The sequence below is a fragment of the Pseudomonas sp. HN2-3 genome, from assembly GCF_020691745.1.
Taxonomy (GTDB): Bacteria; Pseudomonadota; Gammaproteobacteria; order Pseudomonadales; family Pseudomonadaceae; genus Aquipseudomonas; species Aquipseudomonas capeferrum.
Genome location: NZ_CP085704.1, coordinates 5,418,246 through 5,438,440, shown reverse-complemented (window position 1 = coordinate 5,438,440; position 20,195 = coordinate 5,418,246). Strand labels below are relative to the sequence as shown.

18 protein-coding genes and 1 riboswitch are annotated in these 20,195 nt (G+C 62.6%); of the genes, 7 read left to right on the top strand and 11 right to left on the bottom strand.

Annotation, left to right across the window (positions count from 1 at the left end):
• The first annotated feature begins 70 nt into the window (after positions 1-70).
• A complete protein-coding gene (locus tag LJX93_RS24690) occupies positions 71-622 on the top strand; it encodes a cytochrome b (RefSeq protein ID WP_033701901.1) in 552 nt (183 codons plus the stop codon).
• Between the two features lie 31 nt (positions 623-653).
• Complete coding sequence (locus LJX93_RS24685; RefSeq protein ID WP_033701900.1) at positions 654-1,229, top strand: YceI family protein; 576 nt, start codon at positions 654-656, stop codon at positions 1,227-1,229.
• Positions 1,230-1,347: 118 nt separating this feature from the next.
• On the opposite strand, the gene LJX93_RS24680 is transcribed toward LJX93_RS24685, so the two are convergent.
• From LJX93_RS24680 to ahcY, 5 genes are all read right to left on the bottom strand, one after another.
• On the bottom strand, positions 1,348-3,246 hold the full coding sequence (locus LJX93_RS24680; RefSeq protein WP_186652843.1) for a DEAD/DEAH box helicase: 1,899 nt from the start codon (positions 3,244-3,246) through the stop codon (positions 1,348-1,350).
• 218 nt (positions 3,247-3,464) lie between these two features.
• A complete protein-coding gene (locus LJX93_RS24675; protein ID WP_047582247.1) occupies positions 3,465-4,253 on the bottom strand; it encodes a substrate-binding periplasmic protein in 789 nt (262 codons plus the stop codon).
• 51 nt (positions 4,254-4,304) lie between these two features.
• Positions 4,305-5,381 (bottom strand): hypothetical protein, encoded by a 1,077-nt coding sequence (locus LJX93_RS24670; protein WP_033701897.1) that lies wholly within the window; start codon positions 5,379-5,381, stop codon positions 4,305-4,307.
• 93 nt (positions 5,382-5,474) lie between these two features.
• Positions 5,475-6,320, bottom strand: coding sequence for a methylenetetrahydrofolate reductase [NAD(P)H] (gene metF, locus LJX93_RS24665; RefSeq protein WP_033701896.1), 846 nt, complete (start codon positions 6,318-6,320; stop codon positions 5,475-5,477).
• A 168-nt stretch (positions 6,321-6,488) separates the two neighbouring features.
• Complete coding sequence (gene ahcY, locus LJX93_RS24660) at positions 6,489-7,898, bottom strand: adenosylhomocysteinase (RefSeq protein ID WP_033701894.1); 1,410 nt, start codon at positions 7,896-7,898, stop codon at positions 6,489-6,491.
• 20 nt (positions 7,899-7,918) lie between these two features.
• Positions 7,919-8,015: riboswitch (S-adenosyl-L-homocysteine riboswitch) on the bottom strand.
• 179 nt (positions 8,016-8,194) lie between these two features.
• Here ahcY and LJX93_RS24655 point away from each other — a divergent pair.
• Complete coding sequence (locus tag LJX93_RS24655; RefSeq protein WP_012312432.1) at positions 8,195-8,596, top strand: acyl-CoA thioesterase; 402 nt, start codon at positions 8,195-8,197, stop codon at positions 8,594-8,596.
• Between the two features lie 34 nt (positions 8,597-8,630).
• Here the strand turns inward: LJX93_RS24655 and LJX93_RS24650 are convergent, their stop codons facing one another.
• Positions 8,631-9,866 (bottom strand): cation:proton antiporter, encoded by a 1,236-nt coding sequence (locus LJX93_RS24650; RefSeq protein WP_227696503.1) that lies wholly within the window; start codon positions 9,864-9,866, stop codon positions 8,631-8,633.
• A 310-nt stretch (positions 9,867-10,176) separates the two neighbouring features.
• Here LJX93_RS24650 and LJX93_RS24645 point away from each other — a divergent pair, with 310 nt between their 5' ends.
• Positions 10,177-11,010 (top strand): EamA family transporter, encoded by an 834-nt coding sequence (locus tag LJX93_RS24645; RefSeq protein ID WP_033701892.1) that lies wholly within the window; start codon positions 10,177-10,179, stop codon positions 11,008-11,010.
• Positions 11,011-11,038: 28 nt separating this feature from the next.
• Positions 11,039-11,425: an MAPEG family protein gene (locus tag LJX93_RS24640; protein ID WP_033701891.1), complete on the top strand. Its 387-nt coding sequence runs from the start codon at positions 11,039-11,041 to the stop codon at positions 11,423-11,425.
• 92 nt (positions 11,426-11,517) lie between these two features.
• Here LJX93_RS24640 and LJX93_RS24635 read toward each other — a convergent pair whose 3' ends face one another.
• Entirely contained in the window at positions 11,518-12,669 is a 1,152-nt protein-coding gene (locus LJX93_RS24635) for a murein transglycosylase A (protein WP_033701889.1), read from the bottom strand.
• A 119-nt stretch (positions 12,670-12,788) separates the two neighbouring features.
• Here LJX93_RS24635 and LJX93_RS24630 point away from each other — a divergent pair, with 119 nt between their 5' ends.
• Entirely contained in the window at positions 12,789-13,235 is a 447-nt protein-coding gene (locus tag LJX93_RS24630) for a c-type cytochrome (protein WP_033701888.1), read from the top strand.
• Positions 13,236-13,306: 71 nt separating this feature from the next.
• Here the strand turns inward: LJX93_RS24630 and LJX93_RS24625 are convergent, their stop codons facing one another.
• The 4 genes from LJX93_RS24625 to LJX93_RS24610 form a co-directional block, all read right to left on the bottom strand.
• Positions 13,307-13,699, bottom strand: a complete 393-nt coding sequence (locus tag LJX93_RS24625; protein WP_033701887.1) for a DUF1090 domain-containing protein — start codon at positions 13,697-13,699, stop codon at positions 13,307-13,309.
• Positions 13,700-13,829: 130 nt separating this feature from the next.
• On the bottom strand, positions 13,830-15,530 hold the full coding sequence (gene ligB, locus LJX93_RS24620; protein ID WP_227696502.1) for an NAD-dependent DNA ligase LigB: 1,701 nt from the start codon (positions 15,528-15,530) through the stop codon (positions 13,830-13,832).
• A 168-nt stretch (positions 15,531-15,698) separates the two neighbouring features.
• A complete protein-coding gene (metK, locus tag LJX93_RS24615; protein ID WP_033701884.1) occupies positions 15,699-16,889 on the bottom strand; it encodes a methionine adenosyltransferase in 1,191 nt (396 codons plus the stop codon).
• Positions 16,890-16,908: 19 nt separating this feature from the next.
• Entirely contained in the window at positions 16,909-17,901 is a 993-nt protein-coding gene (locus tag LJX93_RS24610; RefSeq protein ID WP_033701883.1) for an ArsR/SmtB family transcription factor, read from the bottom strand.
• Between the two features lie 248 nt (positions 17,902-18,149).
• Between LJX93_RS24610 and tkt the strand changes: the two genes are divergently transcribed.
• Positions 18,150-20,147, top strand: coding sequence for a transketolase (gene tkt, locus LJX93_RS24605; protein ID WP_033701882.1), 1,998 nt, complete (start codon positions 18,150-18,152; stop codon positions 20,145-20,147).
• Positions 20,148-20,195: the final 48 nt, after the last annotated feature.

Sequence of the window (20,195 nt, the reverse complement as noted above, 5' to 3'; positions counted from 1 at the left end):
ATTTTTTCCGCTTTTATTCGATACGTTACGCGTTAGTCTGTGCACAGCTTTCACGGGGAAACACGCCAACATGCAACTGCGCAATTCACCTTCTCGCTACGGCGTGGTCAGCATCATCCTGCACTGGGGTGTAGCGCTGGCAGTCTTCGGCCTATTCGGCCTGGGGCTGTGGATGGTCGGTCTGGACTACTACGACCCTTGGCGCAAAGCCGGCCCGGACTTGCACAAAAGCATCGGCCTGATGCTGCTGGGTGTGATGCTGCTGCGTCTGATCTGGCGTTTCATCAGCCCGCCACCGCCGGCGCCGGCCAACCACGGGGCACTCACCCGCGTGGCCGCCAAACTGGGCCATCTGGCACTGTACGTGGGGCTGTTCGCGGTGATGATCGCCGGTTACCTGATCTCCACCGCCGACGGCGTCGGTATTCCGGTATTCGGTCTGTTCGAAGTACCGGCACTGGTCAGCGACCTGCCCGATCAGGCGGACCTGGCTGGTGTGATTCATCTTTGGCTGGCCTGGGGCCTGGTGATTTTTGCCGTGCTTCATGGCCTGGCCGCATTGAAACACCATTTCATCGACCGTGACGCGACCCTGACCCGTATGCTGGGCCGCAAAGCTTGACTCTCAACCTCAATTGCAAGGAATAGAAAGGATGTTGAAAAAGACTTTTGCCGCTCTGGCGCTCGGTACTGCACTGTTCTCCGCTGGCGCCATGGCCGCCGAGTACAAGATCGACAAGGAAGGCCAGCACGCGTTCGTCGACTGGAAGATCAGCCACCTGGGCTACAGCTTCATCCACGGTACTTTCAAGGACTTCGACGGCAACTTCACTTGGGACAGCGCCAAGCCTGAAGCGAGCAAGATCAGCGTCGACGTGAAGACTGCCAGCCTGTGGTCCAACCACGCCGAGCGTGACAAGCACATCGCCAGCAAAGACTTCCTCGATGTGGGCAAGTTTGCAGACGCCAAGTTTGTTTCCACTGCCGTCAAATCGACCGGTGACAAGACCGCTGACGTGACCGGTGACCTGACCCTGCACGGCGTGACCAAGCCGGTCACCTTCAAAGCCACCTTCAACGGTGAAGGCAAGGACCCATGGGGTGGCGAGCGTGCTGGCTTCAACGCCACCACGACGCTGAACCTGAATGACTTTGGCATCAAGGGGCCAGGCGCGACTTCGCAGACCGTGGACCTGGATATCAGCCTTGAAGGCGTGAAGCAGAAGTAATGTGTTGTAGCTGAAAAAGCTGGGGCCGCTGTGCGGCCCTTTCGCGACACGAGGCCGCTCCTACACAGAGCGGCCTTTTGCCGTGAAAGGGCCGCGCAGCGGCCCCAGCTTTTTACGATCAGCGGTTGCGAGTCAGCAGCGCCGGGCGCTCGCCACGTGGGCGGCTTGGCAGATCGTCCAGTTGCTCAGGCGTCGGGTAACGGTCGAGCTTGGATTCCTTGCGGATGATCACCGGCTGGTTCTGCGGCTCACGCGAGCTGCGTACTGCAGGTTCCTGACGGGCAGCATCATCGCGAGCCGGGCGACCGCGGCCACCGCCACCGCCACCGCCATCACGGCGTGCACCGCCACCGTTGTTGTTGCGCGGCGGGCGCTTCTCGCCGCTGGTGCTGCGTGGCTGGGCGCCATTGCGAGCTTGGCCACCGCCACCACCGTTGCTGCGCTGGGCAGCACCTTGGCTTTGGCCTGCGCCAGTACCAGCGCCACCACCACCAGGACGACGGTTACGCCCTTGGTTCTTGCCCTGGTACGGGCTGACGTAGTCGGCGCGGTTGCCGAAGTTGTCGACTTCGTCATCCAGGAACTCATCCGGCGCACGGTCAGATGGCGCTTTGGGTGTGCTGTTCTGGCTGGCTTGCTGCTGGCGTGGCTTGTTGTCACGCGGCTTGCGCTGCTGCGGCTTGTCGCCGGACCTTTCCTTCTCGGCAGGCTTGTCGGCAGCGGGCTGCTTGGCCTTGCCTTTATCCTTGCCTTTGTCCTTGCGGCCACCGTTGGCGTCTTTGCCGCCTTCGCCGCGTGGCTGGTTGCGACCGCCACGGCCGGTGTTCTGCGGGCGTTCGCGTACTTCAGGCTTCTCGGCTTCCACCTGGCTTGCATCAAAGCCCATCAGGTCGCCATCGGCAATCTTCTGCTTGGTGACCCGCTCGATGCTCTTGAGCAGCTTCTCTTCGTCTGGCGAGACCAGGGAAATAGCCTCACCCGAACGGCCTGCACGGCCAGTACGGCCGATACGGTGCACGTAATCTTCTTCGACATTGGGCAGCTCGAAGTTGACCACGTGGGGCAACTGATCAATGTCCAGGCCGCGGGCGGCGATGTCGGTGGCAACCAGCACCCGTACGGCATTGGCCTTGAAGTCGGCCAGGGCTTTGGTGCGAGCGTTCTGGCTCTTGTTGCCGTGGATGGCGGCGGCGGTCAGGCCGTGCTTTTCCAGGTACTCGGCCAGGCGGTTGGCGCCGTGCTTGGTACGGGTGAACACCAATACCTGTTCCCAGGCACCCAGGGTGATCAGGTGTGCCAGCAGTGCACGCTTGTGGCTGGCGGGCAGGCGGTAGATGCGCTGCTCGATGCGTTCGACCGTGGTGTTGGGCGGCGTGACTTCGATGCGCTCCGGGTTGTGCAGGAGCTTGTCGGCCAGGTCGGTGATGTCTTTGGAGAAGGTGGCCGAGAACAGCAGGTTCTGGCGCTTGGTCGGCAGTCGGGCGAGGACCTTCTTGACGTCGTGGATGAAGCCCATGTCGAGCATGCGGTCGGCTTCATCGAGGACCAGAATTTCTACATGGGACAGGTCAACCTTGCCTTGACCGGCCAGGTCGAGCAGGCGACCAGGGCACGCCACCAGGACGTCGACACCTTTGGCGATGGCCTGGATCTGCGGGTTCATGCCGACACCGCCGAAGATGCAGGCGCTGACCAGTGGCAGGTCACGAGCATAGACCTTGAAGCTGTCATGCACCTGGGCCGCCAGTTCGCGGGTCGGGGTCAGGACCAATACGCGGGGCTGGCGTGGGCCATGGCGCTGCGACTTGTCGGGGTGGCCACCGGGGAACAGGCGCTCGAGGATCGGCAAGGCAAAACCGCCGGTTTTACCAGTACCTGTCTGTGCGGCGACCATCAGATCGCGGCCTTGCAACACGGCGGGAACAGCCCGCTGTTGCACCGGAGTCGGCTGGGTATAGCCCGCAGCCTCGATAGCGCGGACAAGAGCCTCGGAGAGACCGAGGGAAGCAAAGGACATGGGCGATCCTGTTCTCGTGTGGGCTGGGCCCGTTGGGATGTTCTGCCTGGCGCGACGGGCATCGGTGAGATGCGATCGCGTCCGGTCCAGCTTGGCTTTCACTGCACATCCAGGAAGCGGAGGGCTGACGCGGTAGGGCGTCGATGCCGATCGGGATGCCTGTTGCTAGGCCGAGCGTCCGGGCGTAAGCCTGGCGGGAAGGCCCGAGTATAACAGAGCTATCGCGGCGTGCTGCTTTCCTGCTGCTCAACGGCGTTGAGAATGTTTCCGATGTCGCCTGTGTAACGGTTGTTGATGGCGGCATAGGCGGGTTCTTGCTTGAAGCGCTGCAATTCTTCAGCGAACGCCTGGGCCAATGCTTCGCGCCCAGGTTTACGGGTCAGCCCCAGGTACTGCGTCTGTCGGCTGATCAGCAGCGGCAGTTCTTCGACCTGCTGTTCCAGGCCCAGTTGACGCATCAGGTAGCGGCCAACCCTGCGGTCGGTAATCAGCAGATCGATACGGCCAAGCATCAACTTGCCGAAGTTGGCTTCATGGGTGGGGGCTGCTTCGCGTCGGAAACGGGGCGAGTCGTTGAAGGCCGAGCCGTAGATATAGCCGGGCGATGTGCCTACGCTGAGGCCAGCGAGGTCATTCAGGCCGGTCACTGCGTGCCGACGGCTGCGGGCCTGAAACAGCACGAACTCGACATCCGACATGGGCTCCGACGGGTAGATCAGAAAAGGCCTGCGCGCGTCGATCTGAAAGATATCGACAATACCGTCCGCCAGCCCTTGCTCGATCATCGCCAGGCAGCGCTTCCAGGGCAGAAATTGCCATTCCACCTCTACACCCAAGCGCTTGAAGACCTGGGTGGTGACCTCGTAATCGATACCTCGGGGCTGGCCTTTCTGCTGGTAGACATATGGCGCCCAGTCGTCGGACACCAGGCGCAAGCGTTCGGCCAGGGCCAACGGGCTCAGGCAGGCGAGCAGCAGGATCCAGAAGAGGCGGATGATGGCGGACATGGGCCGCAGATTACGCGCTCGGCCTGCTCAAGGCCAGTAAGAGGAGGCTGTTCAGGCCTGCGCCGAGCTTAACAGGTGCGCTTCGATATCCTTGCGCCGCGCCCCCAGCGACAGGCGCAAGCCCGGGTGGCGCAGACACTGGCGCAACTGCTCGGGCTCGATGCGGCCGTGGCGCGCATTGAAGTTTTCCAAGGCTTTGTCCCACCAGGCCGATGCACAGGCGCGGTCGAATTCATTGGGGTAGGGGTAGCTGCCGTAAAGCAATTCGCGGGCAAACTGCCGCTCGTTTCGGGGCAGGGTCAGGCTCAGTGCCTTGTAGCCCAAACGGTGCAGGGTTGGCGGCCGTGGCAGTTGATCGTTGACCCGTGCGACATCGGCCAGCGCCGCCTCGCAAAGCGGCGCATCGCCGTGCTTGCGTAGCCAGGCCTGGATCTTGGCGCGAAACTGGGCTTTGCGGCTCCAGTAGTGGTGAATGACGTCGGTGCATTCGGCCACCTTCAGCCTGCGGTAGGCCGCCACCGCCAGGCAGAACTCCTCCAGGGTGTAAGCCTCGCGGGCCAGTGGGTAGAACTCGTCCATCATGGCGATGGAGTGGTCCAGGGTCGGCGCGTCTTCGGCGCTGAGCCCGATCACGCCAGAGTTGATCAGCGGCATCTGGCAATCGGCCAGGCCTCGGCTCTGGAGAACGGCCAGCAGGTTCTTGTACAGCAGGCACTTCTGGTTGGCGCCGTAGCGGCCACCGATGGCGTTGCACAGCAGTTGGCCGGGCTTGACGCGCTCGAACAGGCGCATCGGCGATTGCCGGAAGAAGGTGTCGGTATCGATCAGTATGGCCAGTGGGTGCTGCTCGAGTACCTGGCGGAGCAGCACGTGCTTGCTGCGAAAGTGATAACCGTGGGGCGCATTCCACGCTGTGCGCGTGGCTTCGTCGAGCAGATGCACCGTGACCGGCAGCTTGGCATACGGCGCTGGGTTGTCGGTGTAGACCTGGATGTCCAGGGCCTCGTCTGCCGACCGGCCCAGGTGGGCAAGGGCACTGACGATGCTGAAGCAGGCTTCCTGATGGTAGGTGGCCGGGCCGAAAGCCAGGTAGACGAGCTGAGGGCGCGATGGCTGGGGATGCTGCATGTCAGGCAAGACCTGTTTAACCCGAAAATAAATAAGGCCTTAGTCTATGACCAAAGCCTTAATCATTTCTTAAGCAGATATTGCCAAGAAGTTTCAGCGAGGCAGCTTCAGGTTGTTCCAGATCGCGAGGCTCGCTTCGGCCTGGTTCAACGTATAGAAGTGCAGGCCCGGTGCGCCGCCTTGCAGCAGCTGTTCGCACATGCGGGTGATCACTTCTTCGCCGAATGCCTGGATACTGGCGGTGTCGTCGGCATAGGCTTCCAGTTGCTTGCGGATCCAGCGCGGGATCTCGGCGCCACAGGCGTCGGAGAAGCGTGCCAGCTTGCTGTAGTTGGTGATCGGCATGATGCCGGGCACCACCGGGATCTCGACGCCCAGTTTCTGCGCACGCTCGACAAAATAGAAATAGCTGTCGGCGTTGAAGAAATACTGGGTGATGGCGCTGTCGGCACCGGCTTTGACCTTGTGCACGAAGTTGGCAAGGTCGATCTCGAAGTTGCGCGCCTGCGGGTGCATCTCGGGGTAGGCGGCCACTTCCAGGTGGAAGTGATCACCGGTTTCCTGGCGGATGAACTCGACCAGGTCGCTGGCATAGCGCAGCTCGCCGCTGGCCATGCCCATGCCCGAGGGCAGGTCGCCGCGCAGGGCGACGATACGCTTGATGCCCGCTGCCTTATATTCGGCCAGCAGGCTGCGCAGCTCTTCTTTGCTATCGCCAACGCACGACAGGTGCGGCGCTGCAGGTACCTTCACTTCACTTTCCAGCTGCAGCACGGTGTTCAGCGTGCGGTCGCGAGTAGAGCCGCCGGCACCGTAGGTGCAGGAGAAGAAGTCCGGGTTGTAGGTGGCCAGCTGGCGGGCAACGCCCATCAGCTTTTCGTGACCGGCATCGGTCTTGGTCGGGAAGAATTCGAAGCTGTAGCGGCGTTCTTGTGACATCACTCTTTCCTCAAGCAGCAAGCTGCTAGCGGCAAGCTGCAAGTAAAAGCCAGATCGGTGATGGCCGATCTGGCTTGGCATCGTTCAAGATCGTTAGTGCATGAACCACAAGCGACAGCGGCACGGGGCGCCTTTTCTTGCCGCTTGCAGCTTCAAGCTTGCCGCTTATCAGTAGCGGTAGGCGTGCGGCTTGAACGGGCCTTCGACAGTCACACCGATGTATTCGGCTTGCTGCGCGGTCAGTTTGGTGACGACGCCGCCGAAGCCGCGGACCATTTCCAGGGCCACTTCTTCGTCGAGTTTCTTGGGCAGCACTTCAACGGTCAGGCGCTCGGCTTTCTTCTCGGCCGACAGGTCGGCGTACTTCTGCTCGAACAGGAAGATCTGGGCCAGCACCTGGTTGGCGAACGAACCGTCCATGATGCGGCTTGGGTGACCGGTGGCGTTACCCAGGTTCACCAGGCGGCCTTCGGCCAGCAGGATCAGGTAGTCGTCGTTTTGCGGGTCGAAATCGCCAGCGCCGGTACGGTGAATCTTGTGTACCTGCGGCTTGACCTCTTCCCAGGCCCAGTGCTTGCGCATGAAGGCGGTGTCGATCTCGTTGTCGAAGTGGCCGATGTTGCACACCACGGCGCGCTTTTTCAGGGCCTTGAGCATGTTGGCGTCGCAGACGTTGACGTTACCGGTGGTGGTGACGATCAGGTCGATCTTGCCCAGCAGGGCCTTGTCGATGCTGGCTTCGCTGCCATCGTTGATGCCGTCGATGAACGGCGAGACCAGCTCGAAGCCGTCCATGCATGCCTGCATGGCGCAGATCGGGTCGACTTCGGTGACCTTGACGATCATGCCTTCCTGACGCAGGGACTGGGCCGAGCCCTTGCCCACGTCACCGTAGCCGATCACCAGGGCTTGCTTGCCCGACAGCAGGTGGTCGGTGCCGCGCTTGATGGCGTCGTTCAAGCTGTGACGGCAGCCGTACTTGTTGTCGTTCTTGCTCTTGGTGACCGAGTCGTTGACGTTGATCGCCGGGACTTTCAGCTCGCCCTTGGCCAGCATGTCCAGCAGGCGGTGCACGCCGGTGGTGGTTTCTTCTGTCACACCGTGGACGCGGTCCAGCACGGCCGGGTATTTCTTGTGCAGCAGCTCGGTCAGGTCGCCGCCGTCGTCGAGGATCATGTTGGCGTCCCATGGCTGGCCATCCTTGAGGATGGTCTGCTCCAGGCACCACTCGTACTCTTCCTCGGTTTCACCTTTCCAGGCGAACACAGGGATACCGGCGGCGGCGATGGAGGCAGCGGCCTGGTCCTGGGTGGAGAAGATGTTGCAGGACGACCAGCGCACCTCGGCACCCAGGGCAACCAGGGTTTCGATCAGCACGGCGGTCTGAATGGTCATGTGGATGCAGCCCAGGATCTTCGCGCCCTTGAGCGGTTGCTCGGCGAGATACTTACGGCGCAGGCCCATCAGTGCAGGCATTTCCGATTCGGCGATGATGGTTTCGCGACGGCCCCAGGCGGCCAGGGAGATGTCAGCGACTTTGAAATCGGTAAAACCAGCAGGCGTGTTTACAGCGCTCATGAGAGCCTCCATTCGTAGTGTGCGAATGGGCGCCGTTGTGCGTTGAGCGTCCGCAGAAGCGGACAACGCCCCATCCGAGCCTGACAGGCCTAGCCTGCTGCAGCGCCCCTCGGACAGGTGGCGGGCATGGCCCCGCGGCGGGTGGCCATGTAAAACGGCACAGATTATAGCCGTGACCGGGACCTTCGCCCAAGGTTTTCTGTCGATTAATCGAGACGATAGTCGATGTTCAATGGAGCGGTGACGGCGGCTCTGCCATCATGAGTACACGTTAGCCAAGCAGGTCAGGAGTACAGATGAACTTTCACACCCGCAAATGGGTAAAACCCGAAGACCTCAACCCCAATGGCACCCTGTTCGGTGGCAGCCTGTTGCGCTGGATCGACGAGGAGGCGGCCATCTACGCCATCGTTCAGCTGGGCAACCAGCGTGTGGTGACCAAGTACATGTCGGAGATCAACTTCGTCAGTGCATCGCGCCAGGGCGACATCATCGAGCTGGGTATTACCGCAACCGAGTTTGGCCGTACCTCGATCACCCTCAAGTGCGAGGTGCGTAACAAGATCACCCGCAAGAGCATCCTGACGGTCGACAAGATGGTCTTCGTCAACTTGGGTGAAGATGGCCAGCCAGCGGCGCATGGGCGGACCGAGATCAAGTACGTGCAGGACCAGTTCCCGGATTCTGCGGTGGAGTGAAAACCCGGGGGCCGCAAAGCGGCCCCGTGGTTTTTCAGGGTTGGGCGCTGACCTTGCGCACCACGCGGCCGATGCTCAGCCCCTGCACCAGGATCGACGACAGCACCACGATATAGGTGATCGACAGCAGCAGGTCACGCTCTTCGCCCAGCGGCAGCGACAGCGCCAGGGCCACCGAAACCCCACCGCGCAAACCACCCCAGGTCAGCACCCGCACAGTGCCTTTGGGGACCGGGCGCCAGCGCCGCAGCAGCACGATTGCCGGGGCCACGGTCAACAGCCGCGACAGCAGTACCGCAAACGCCAGCACGCTACCGGCCGCCAGGTGCATCCAGTTGAACGGCAGCAGCAGAAGCTCCAGGCCGATCAGCGCGAACAGCAAGGCGTTGAGCATGTCATCGATCAACTCCCAGAAACCGTCCATGTAGCGACGGGTCATATCGTTCATCGCCAGGTTGCGCCCCATGTTGCCGATGATCAGGCCGGCCACCACCATGGCGATCGGCGCCGAGACGTGCAGCTCGTAGCACATCGCCGAGCCACCGATGACCAGTGCCAGGGTCAGCATGACCTCGACTTGGTACTGTTCGATGCTCTTGATCATGCGGTAGGTGGCGTAGCCGATCAGGCCGCCGAATACCACGCCGCCAATGGCCTCACGGGCGAACAGCACCGCCGTGTCGTAGGCACTGGGGGTTTCGCCCAGCTGGATGATGCCCAGCAGCACGGTGAACACCACGACTGCGGTGCCATCGTTGAACAGCGATTCGCCGACGATGGTGGTTTTCAGTGGCTTGGATGCATTGGCGGTACGCAATGCGCCGAGCACGGCAATCGGGTCGGTGGGCGAAATCAGCGCGCCGAACAGCAGGCAATAGATCAGCGGCACCTGCCAGCCGAACATCGCGAACACCCAATGCGACAGGTAGCCGATGACCACGGTTGCGATCAGCACGCCGATAGTGGCCAGCAGGCCGATCGGCCAGCGATAGCTGCGCAGGTCCGAGAGGTTGACGTGCAAGGCGCCGGCGAACAGCAGGAACGCCAGCATCCAGTGCATCAGCAAATCGTTGAAGTCGATCTGGTTCATCAGGCCTTCGACGCGTTCTTCCAGGCCAGGGAAGCCGATCAGGCTCAGGCCCTGCAGCATCAGGGAGAACAATAACGCGGTGACCATCACGCCAATGGCGGGTGGCAGGCCGATGAAGCGGTAGTTGACGTAGGTGAGGAGGGTGGTGAGGCAGATAAACGCGGCAACTAATTCAAGCATCCCGAATCCTGTAACAGTGGCTTCCAAGTCGTACCCGAATGGCTCGGGCAGTTCTTTGATGACCTGGCGAGGGGTTCGGGACACACGATTTGACCGGAATTGTTGGAATCGTTCCGGATGTGTTGGGTTTAGGGCGTATTGGGGCTGTCAGGTGCATGCCTTTAGGGCTTTTTGCGCCTGGGAGATCGAGCGCCGCCCGCGCGGCACTCGATGTCAAAGCGCTGAGGCACTTTCGCCATGCAAATGCCAGACTGCGCCCTTCTGAAGGCGATATATTCAGGCCTCAATAACGTCACAAGGACCTCACGGCGTGTTGGCAACTTCCCTGGTACTGGTCGCCGCCTTGCTGCATGCGACCTGGAACACCCTGATCAAATTCAGCGGCGAGCGCCTGTTGGTGATCGCCAGCATGGACACCGTCGCACTGGCCTTCGCAGTGCTCGCCGTCGCCTTCGTCGAGGTGCCCCCCGCTGAAATCTGGCCCTGGCTGATCGCCTCGGCGCTGGCTGAGCAGCTGTACCGTTTCCTGCTGATCCAGGCCTATCGGGTCGGTGACCTGGGGCTGGTCTATCCTCTGATGCGTGGCTTGTCGCCGTTGGTGGTGCTGGGGCTGACCCTGGCGTTTGCCGGGGAGTCACTGAGCCAGCAGCAGATCATCGGCATCCTGCTCATCCCTTGCGGCATGGCATGCCTGCTCTGGCAGGGGGGAGGGGGTGATCGCCTGCCGTGGTCGATGTTGCCGGTAGTGGCGCTGATTGGCCTGTGCATCGGTTGCTACACCTGGTTCGATGGGCAGGCGGTGCGGCTGTGGGGCAAGCCGTGGGACTACCTGGTATGGCTGACCTTGCTCAGCGCCTGGCCCTTCCCGCTGCTGGCCAGTGTGGCGCGGCGGGCACCCTTCGTGCTGTTCTGGCGAACCCAATGGCGGCTGGGGTTGGCCGTAGGGTTTTGCGTGTTGTTCAGTTATGCCCTGGTGCTGTGGGCCATGCACTTGGGGTCGGTGGCTGAAGCGGCAGCGTTGCGAGAGTTGAGCGTAATTCTGGTGGTGCTGTTTGGCATGCGCTACCTCAAAGAACCTTTTGGCGGGCCAAGACTCCTAGCTTGCGGGCTGGTGCTGGCAGGCATGCTGGTAATGAAGCTCTAACCCGATTATTGAACAAGGAGTCCTGTCCATGACCGTTGCCCTGTGGTGCATCCTGATCGCGCTGGCACTGCCGCCGCTTTGTGCGTTGATCGCCAAGGTGAGCAGTGGCCGTTTCGGCCTCAAGGACAATCACGACCCGCGCGCCTTCCTCGATACGCTATCGGGCCTGCCGCGCCGTGCCCACGCCGCGCAGCAGAACAGCTACGAGGCGTTTCCGGCATTTGCGGCGGCCGTGCTGGTGGCCGATATCGTCGGCAATGCCGAACAAGTGACGCAGGACGTGCTGGGCGTGATGTACATCACCAGTCGGCTGCTCTACATCATCTGCTACCTGGCGGACTGGGCGGCGTTGCGCTCGCTGGTGTGGTTTGCCGGGTTGGCGCTGATCGTGTCGTTCTTCGTCGTTTCGGCCTGAATCGTCGCTCTTTTCGCGGGTAAACCCGCCCCCACAGGGGCCATTGCGATCCCTGTGGGGGCGGTTTTATCCGCGAAGCATTCAGCACCGTATCAAAGGACTTTCGGCACTTCAGGCAGCGGTTTGCCTTTGGGCCACAACATCCAGATCTGCCCCTGCTGCTTCATGTTACCGGCCAGCTCGCCTGCCTCAGGCCCGGTGCCCCAGAACAGGTCCGCACGCACTTCGCCAGCAATGGCTCCGCCCGTATCCTGAGCGCCTACCGGCCGCACCACCGGCGTACCGTCCGGGCGCGTGGTCGACAACCAGAGCAGGCTGCCCAGCGGAATCACCTTGCGGTCGATTGCCACACTGTACCCGGCCGTCAATGGCACATTGAGCGAGCCGCGCGGGCCTTCGTTGCTGTCGGGGCGGGTGCTGAAAAACACGTAGCTGGGGTTGCTGGCGAGCAATTCCGGTACTCGCTGTGGGTTGGCCTGGGCCCAGGCGTGAATGGCGCCCATGCTCACCTCTTCCTTCTTCAATTGGCCCTGCTCCACCAGCCAGCGGCCTATCGGCCGATAGGGGTGGCCGTTCTGGTCGGCGTAGCCCAGGCGCAGTTGGCGGCCATCTTCCAGTTGTACCCGGCCCGAACCCTGGATCTGCAGGAACTGCAGGTCCATCGGGTCGGTCAGCCAGGCCAGCACCGGTGCCTTGACGCCCTCACGGTTGATCACCTCGGCGGTGTCGTAAGGCTTGAGCACGCGGCCGTCCAGGCGCCCACGCAAGCGCTTGCCCTTGAGCTCTGGGTACACGCTGGCCAAGTCGACCACGATCATGTCGTCGGGCACGCCGTAAACTGCGACGTGGTTGGCCTCGGTAGGCTTCAGGCTGCCGGGGTAGACCGGCTCGTAGTAACCGGTGATCAGGCCGTTGGCATTGTTTTCGGCCGAGCGCAGGCCATAGACCTGCAGGTTCTGCTGCAGGAAAGCGCGTATCTGCAGGGCATCGTCGGGCACGCTGGCAGCGGCCTCGCAGGTGGCGGCCCAGACTGTGTCGCGCTTGAGCTTCTCGCAACCATTACGCCACGCGTGGAAGCCGGCAACCAGGTCGGCGTCGCTGACGCTGGGCAGGTCCTGCCAGGTGGCGTTGGCATAGGTGGCAATGGCATGGGGCTCTGGCTTGGCGCTTTCGCCGCCGTTGCAGCCGGCCAGCAGGGCCAGCGCCGGGAGTGTCCAGGCCAGGTGGCGCAGGGCAGATTTCATGTGGGGCTTCCTGTCACGGGCGAAGATGAATATTCGCCCCTGTTTTTTATGTGGCTATTGGTGTTTGGCCCCTGGGCAGCGATACTGGCTGCCCATTTTCGTAGGCCGTAGTGACCGTGATGTTCAAGCGATTGACCGTTGTTCTGCTCGCAGCCCTGGCCCTGAATGCCTGTGACCGTGTTGACCCGAATTCGCCGTTGGGCAAGCGTAAGGTGATCTTCAAGGACATGCTCAAGGCCAGCGAAGACCTGGGCGGCATGTTGCGCGGTCGTTTGCCCTTCGACGGGGTGAAGTTTGCCGAGGGGGCCGTGAAGCTCGACACCCTGTCGCAGCAGCCGTGGCAGCACTTCCCGCAGGTGCGCGATGGCGGCGACAGCAGTGCACGAGCAGAGGTGTGGGAGCGTCAGGCGCGCTTCCATGACCTTGCCCGGCAACTGGAGGGCGTGACTGGCGAGCTGGTCGATGCGACTCGGGGCCAGCCGCTGGACGCTGCGCAATTGAAAGGGCCGATGGACAAGGTCGAGGCAGCATGCAAGGCCTGTCATACCGAGTTTCGCAATCATTGAGGGTAAATGCCCTGGCTCCATCACCGGGAAACCGCTGATGGAGCCAGGGCAGGCAGCATAAGCAGGGCCTGTCAGCGGTCCAGTTCGTCCACTGCTTCCTGCAGTTCCTTCCTGGACTCTGCGAGCTTGTCTTTACGCTTGTTTATCTTTTCGGCGTCGCCTTTTTTCTCGGCTTTCTTCAGGTCTTTTTCGCGCTGTGCGACTTCATGACGTGCATCGAGCACTTTTTGTTCGCGCTCTTTGCGCAGGCTGTTATCGGTGCAGTTTTTTACGCCTTCCAATGCCTGCTCGAGCCCCGCGACCTGGTCGCTGTTGCCATGTTCACGGGCAATCTTCAGCTGGTTTTCGATGGCGCTGCGTTTGGCGTCGCAGCCGGTCAGGCCGGCATCCGGCTGGGCGGCCTGCACGGCGCCAGCGGTCAGACCAAGGGTTGCGAGCAGGAAAAGAGTCGAAATACGTTTCATGAAAAGCCTCCTGAACGGGGCGGGCAGAAAAGTTGGGGGAAATCCTGCCTTGGTTTTGCCTATTTAGAAACCCTTGTTGGTTTTTTCTGGTCGATATTCAGACTTTCCCTACATGGATTTTGGTAATAATTCATTGCGCGGGGGCTTTGTCGCTGAATTGGAATGCGTTGACGCCGGCCTCGTTCAACCGCACTGCGATGGCTCGAACCTCGTTGGCCATGAAAAACGCCTCAAGCTGATGCGCGCGTACGGCGCCGATACCCGGCAATGCTCGCCAGTCACCGGCAGTACGCAAGGATAGCTGGGCCCACTCACCTTCCAGTTGCATGCCGCCGGGGGCGGGTACGCCAAGCGCCCGCAGCCATCGGGCAAAGGGTTGTGACCGCGCGCCCTCGAAGCTGTTCACCAGCTGTGCGGCCGTCGCTTCGCTGATACCTGGCACCTCACTCAGGCGCTGGGCATCGAGGTGCAGCCAGTCAGTCATCGAGGTAACCACCCCCGCATCGACCAGGCGCCGCCACGTACCTGGCCCGGTGCGTGGCATGGCCAGCCCCTGCTTGCCACTGAGCCATGTGAGCCGTGCGATGAACTGCTCGTTGCAGCCATCGCCTGCGTGCCAGCAACTGTGCGGGTGATAGCGCCCTGGCGGCGGCACCTCCACCGGTTGGCGCACGGCCGCGCGATGCACCACGCGCTCGAAACGCGGGATGGTCAGCCCTGCCAGGCTGATTGCCACCTGGTCACCCGGGGCAATGTCGAGGTGCTGCCAGCGGGCCAGTGACCCCAGGCTTACCTGGGTGATCAGCCGGTCGTCCAGTTTGACCGGTTGAAGCTGCAGCACCGGTGTGATCCTCCCGGTGCGGCCGACCCGCAAGCTAACTTCGCGCACGTCTGCCAGGGCTTGGGCGTAAGGGTGTTTCCAGGCTGCGAGCCAGTAAGGGGCCTTGGCCTGCCAGCGCTCGGCGGGCGGCCGCGTACCCTGGCGCAGAATCACGCCATCGGTGGCGAAGGGCAGGGGTGAGCGGTACCAGTGCTGGCGCCAGTGCGCGGCTTGGGTGGCGGAGTCGATCGCGATGCTGTAGCGCTGGCTGTCGGGGAAGCCCAGTTGCGCCAGTTGCGAGACCCGTTCGGCCTGGCTAACGGGGCCTTGTGGCCAGTCCCAGACGAACAGGCCGATGCCGGCCCCTTGTTCCACGCTGAACTGCTTGCGGGCGAGCAGCCCGGCCACGGTCCCGCGCGCATTGGCGCTGCCAGCCTGGGCTTGGATATGTGCGTCCAGGCGCAGGTACAGCTCACCTTGCAGCACCAGGTCGCGCGCTTGGGGCAGCTGCCGCGAGATGGCGCCGAGCCGAGGGATGTGGCGACTCCAGTCGTGCCCTTGCACCCCATCACCGCGGCTCAGCAACTGCACCAGCTGCCCCTGCCGATAGCGAGCGGAGACCGCCACGCCATCGACCTTGGGCTGTATCCACAGGCCCGTCTTGCCAGCCATCCAGCGGCCAACGGCCTGCTCGTCGGCGAGCTTGTCGACGCCGGTATGCGGGATGGGGTGGGGAACCGGGCCACGTGCCGTCGCCAGGGGGTCAAGTCCTGCCAGCAGGCCGAAACATTGCTGCAAGTGGTGCAGGCGTTGTCGGCTTTGGTCATACAGCTCATCTGCCACCAGCGCGATGCCCTGGCGGTGGTAGTGGTCATCCCATTGGGCAAGTGTGTCGCGCAGGTGGGCAACTTCGGTTTCGGCTTGTTGCATGGGCCAGTCGGGGCATGAGGCGGCCTTTGCCAGCGAGGCCTGCAGTGAGAGCAGCAGTGCAAATAGCAGTATGAACGACATGGCCAGCATCCTTGCATGGCGGGAGGAGCCTTCAGCCTAGGCAGGTAGCGCGCTGGTTGCTGTGAGCAGTTGTCAGTCGATATGTCACAACGCTCACGGCGAAAACCTGAAAAGCAAAAGCCCCTGCCGATCGCTCGGCAGGGGCTTTCGTTTACCGCTGTAGGAAAATTACAGCCCGGCAGCGTCACGCAGCGACTGGGCGCGGTCGGTGCGCTCCCAGGTGAAGGTGGTGAAGGTGTCGTCGCCGACAGTCTTCTGCTGTGGCGTGCGGCCGAAGTGGCCGTAGGCAGCGGTTTCCTGGTACATCGGGTGCAGCAGGTCGAGCATCTTGGTGATGGCGTACGGGCGCAGGTCGAAGCACTCGCGCACCAGCTGTACGATCTTCTCGTCCGAGACCTTGCCGGTACCGAAGGTGTTGATCGAGATGGACGTCGGCTGGGCCACGCCGATGGCGTAGGACACCTGGATCTCGCAGCGCTCGGCCAGGCCGGCAGCAACGATGTTCTTGGCCACGTAGCGGCCGGCATAGGCGGCCGAACGGTCGACCTTGGACGGGTCCTTGCCGGAGAACGCGCCACCACCGTGACGGGCCATGCCGCCGTAGGAGTCGACGATGATCTTGCGGCCAGTCAGGCCGCAGTCACCCACCGGGCCACCGATGATGAAGTTGCCGGTCGGGTTGATGTGGTACTGGGTGCCCTTGTGCAGCAGCTCGGCCGGCAGGGTGTGCTTGACGATCAGCTCCATCACCGCTTCCTGCAGGTCTTTTTGCGACACCTCAGGGTTGTGCTGGGTGGACAGGACGACGGCATCGATACCGACCACCTTGCCGTTTTCGTAGCGGCAGGTGACCTGCGACTTGGCGTCCGGGCGCAGCCACGGCAGCAGCTTGGACTTGCGCGCTTCGGCCTGGCGCTCGACCAGTCGGTGCGAGAAGCAGATCGGCGCCGGCATCAGCACGTCGGTTTCGTTGCTGGCGTAGCCGAACATCAGGCCCTGGTCGCCAGCGCCCTGGTCTTCCGGCTTGGAGCGGTCGACGCCTTGGGCGATGTCTACCGACTGCTTGCCGATGATGTTCATCACGGCGCAGGTGGCGCCGTCGAAGCCGACGTCGGAGCTGTTGTAGCCGATGTCGATGATGACCTTGCGTACCAGCTCTTCGAGGTCGACCCAGGCGGAAGTGGACACTTCGCCGGCGATGATGGCGACACCGGTCTTGACCAGGGTTTCGCAGGCTACGCGGGCGTATTTGTCCTGAGCGATGATGGCATCAAGGACAGCGTCCGAAATCTGGTCGGCGATCTTGTCCGGATGCCCTTCGGACACGGACTCGGAGGTGAAAAGGGAGTATTCGCTCATCTCGAAGGGTTCCTAAAATTTACCGATGGTGTATGTCGCCAGTCGCCCGCTGAAAGTGGCGGACCTGTATCTGGAAACCGTTACGCAAGCCCACGTAGAGGCTGTCCCCGGGGACCAGCCCGGCAACGTTGGCCCAACGGGCCAGGTCGTCCTGTTCGAAGCCCAGCCAGAGGTCGCCGCAGGCATCCCGCGCCCACCCCTGGTCATGGCTGCACAGTTCGGTGACCAGCAGGCTGCCGCCCGCTTTCACCCGTTTGGCCAGCAGGCGCAGGGCCAGGGCCGGGTCGCTGAAATGGTGCAGGACCATGTTCAGCACAACGCAGTCGGCTGCCACATCCGTTGCATCCAGTGCATCGGCCAACTGCAGGTTCACATTGTCCAGGCCTTCACGCTGGCAGACCTGGCGGGCCAGCTCGAGCATGGTCGGGCTGTTGTCCAGCGCGGTCACCGTGCCGAAGCGCCGCGCCAGGTCCGGCAGGAAGCCGCCGTCGCCGGGGCCTACCTCCAGTGCACTGGCAGCCGGGCCAAAATTCAGTTTGTCGAGCATGGCCAGCAGGCTTTCGCGGTACTGCGGCAGGCCGGCGATCAGGTCTTGCTGGGCGCGGAATTTTTCTTCCACGCGCTGGAAGAAGTCCTGGCTGGTGGCCGCACGGCGCTGCTGCACCTGGGCGATACGTGCCTGTACCGCCGGTGGCAAGGTCAGGTCGTCGACCTCCTCGAGCAGCGCCGTGTGCAGGCGCCCGCCAAGGCGCAGGCTGTCGGGCAGGGCGCGGCGGTAGAAGATGGCGTTGCCTTCGCGGCGGGTAGCCACCAGCTCGGCCTGGGCCAGTACCTTGAGGTGATGGCTCATGCCGGACTGGCCGATGTCGAAGATTTGCGCCAATTCCAGCACGCCAAATGAATCGCTGGCCAGCGCACGCAAGACATTCAGGCGCAGCGCATCGCCACTGGCTTTGCACAGGGCAGCCAGTGTGTCGCTTCGCTCGGGGATCGATTGCGCACGGAGGTTCATGGGGCGGCAGTCTAGACAGGCATCGTTGCCCCCGCAAGACCAATATCAAAAAGTTTTGATATTGGCGATGAGCTGCAAGCCGCAAGGCTCAAGCTGCAAGAATAGAGCGTTCCGCGCGCGGGTCTGCTTTCGCTTGCAGCTTAAAGCTTGCCGCTCGCAGCTTTAATGTTTGCCCCCAGCCCCCCCAGTGGGCGAAAATGGCCGCCTTTTTTCGTTTCACTACTTATTCAAGCCCCAGGAGATCAGCGATGCCCAGCCGTCGTGAACGTGCCAACGCCATTCGTGCACTCAGCATGGATGCCGTGCAAAAGGCCAACAGCGGCCACCCAGGTGCCCCTATGGGCATGGCGGATATCGCCGAAGTGCTTTGGCGCGACTATCTGAAGCACAACCCGAGCAACCCGAGCTTCGCCGACCGTGACCGCTTCGTGCTGTCCAACGGCCACGGCTCGATGCTGATCTACTCGCTGCTGCACCTGACCGGCTACGACCTGTCGATCGACGACCTCAAGGCCTTCCGCCAGTTGCACAGCCGTACCCCGGGCCACCCGGAATACGGCTACACCCCGGGTGTCGAGACCACCACCGGCCCGTTGGGCCAAGGCCTGGCCAACGCCGTGGGCTTTGCCCTGGCCGAGAAAGTGTTGGGCGCGCAGTTCAACCGTGACGGCCACAACATCGTCGACCACAACACTTACGTGTTCCTCGGCGACGGCTGCATGATGGAAGGCATCTCCCACGAAGTCGCCGCTTTGGCTGGCACCCTGGGCCTGGGCAAGCTGATCGCGTTCTACGACGACAACGGCATCTCCATCGACGGTGAAGTCGAAGGCTGGTTCACCGATGACACGCCCAAGCGTTTCGAAGCCTACAACTGGCAGGTGATCCGCAACGTCGACGGCCACGATGCCGAAGAAATCAAGATGGCGATCGAGACCGCGCGCAAGAGCGAGCAGCCGACCCTGATCTGCTGCAAGACCATCATCGGCTTCGGCTCGCCGAACAAGCAGGGCAAGGAAGACTGCCACGGTGCCCCGCTGGGCAACGACGAAATCGCCCTGGCCCGCAAAGCACTGAACTGGAACCACGGCCCGTTCGAAATCCCGGCCGACATCTATGCCGAGTGGGACGCCAAGGCCGCCGGTGCCAAGGCTGAGGCCGAGTGGAACCAGCGCTTCGACGCCTACGCCAAGGCGCATCCGGAGCTGGCTGCCGAGTTCAAGCGCCGTGACAGCGGCGAGCTGCCGGCCGACTTCTCGGAAAAGGCCCAGGCCTACATCAATGAAGTCGCTGCCAAAGGCGAGACTATCGCCAGCCGCAAGGCCAGCCAGAATGCCCTGAACGCTTTCGGCCCGCTGCTGCCTGAGTTCCTCGGCGGCTCGGCTGACCTGGCCGGTTCCAACTTGACCCTGTGGAAAGGCTGCAAGGGCGTCGAAGCCCATGACGCCAGCGGCAACTACGTGTACTACGGCGTGCGCGAGTTCGGCATGACCGCGATCATGAACGGCGTTGCCCTGCACGGCGGCCTGGTGCCTTACGGCGCGACCTTCCTGATGTTCATGGAATACGCCCGCAATGCAGTGCGCATGTCGGCCCTGATGAAGCAGCGCGTGATCCACGTCTACACCCACGACTCCATCGGCCTGGGCGAAGACGGCCCGACTCACCAGCCGATCGAGCAGCTGACCAGCCTGCGCAGCACGCCGAACCTGGACACCTGGCGCCCAGCCGACGCGGTCGAAGCGGCCGTGTCCTGGAAAAACGCCCTGGAGCGCAACGACGGCCCATCGGCGCTGATCTTCTCGCGCCAGAACCTGCAGCACCAGGACCGCGACGCCCAGCAGATCGCCGACATCAGCCGCGGTGGCTACATCCTCAAGGACTGCGCTGGCGAGCCTGAGCTGATTCTGATTGCCACCGGTTCCGAAGTGGGCCTGGCGGTTCAGGCCTTCGACAAGCTGACCGAGCAGGGCCGCAAGGTCCGCGTGGTCTCCATGCCGTGCACCAGCGTGTTCGATGCCCAGGACGCTGCCTACAAGCAGTCGGTACTGCCACTGGAAGTGGGCGCGCGCATCGCCATCGAAGCTGCCCATGCCGACTTCTGGTACAAGTACGTCGGCCTGGAAGGTCGTATCATCGGCATGACCACCTACGGTGAGTCGGCCCCGGCCTCTGCCCTGTTCGAAGAGTTCGGCTTCACCCTGGAGAACATCCTGGGTACCGCCGAAGAGCTGCTGGAAGACTGATACAGGCAAAGTGAGGGCCGCAGGCCCTCATTCGCGGCACAAGGCCGC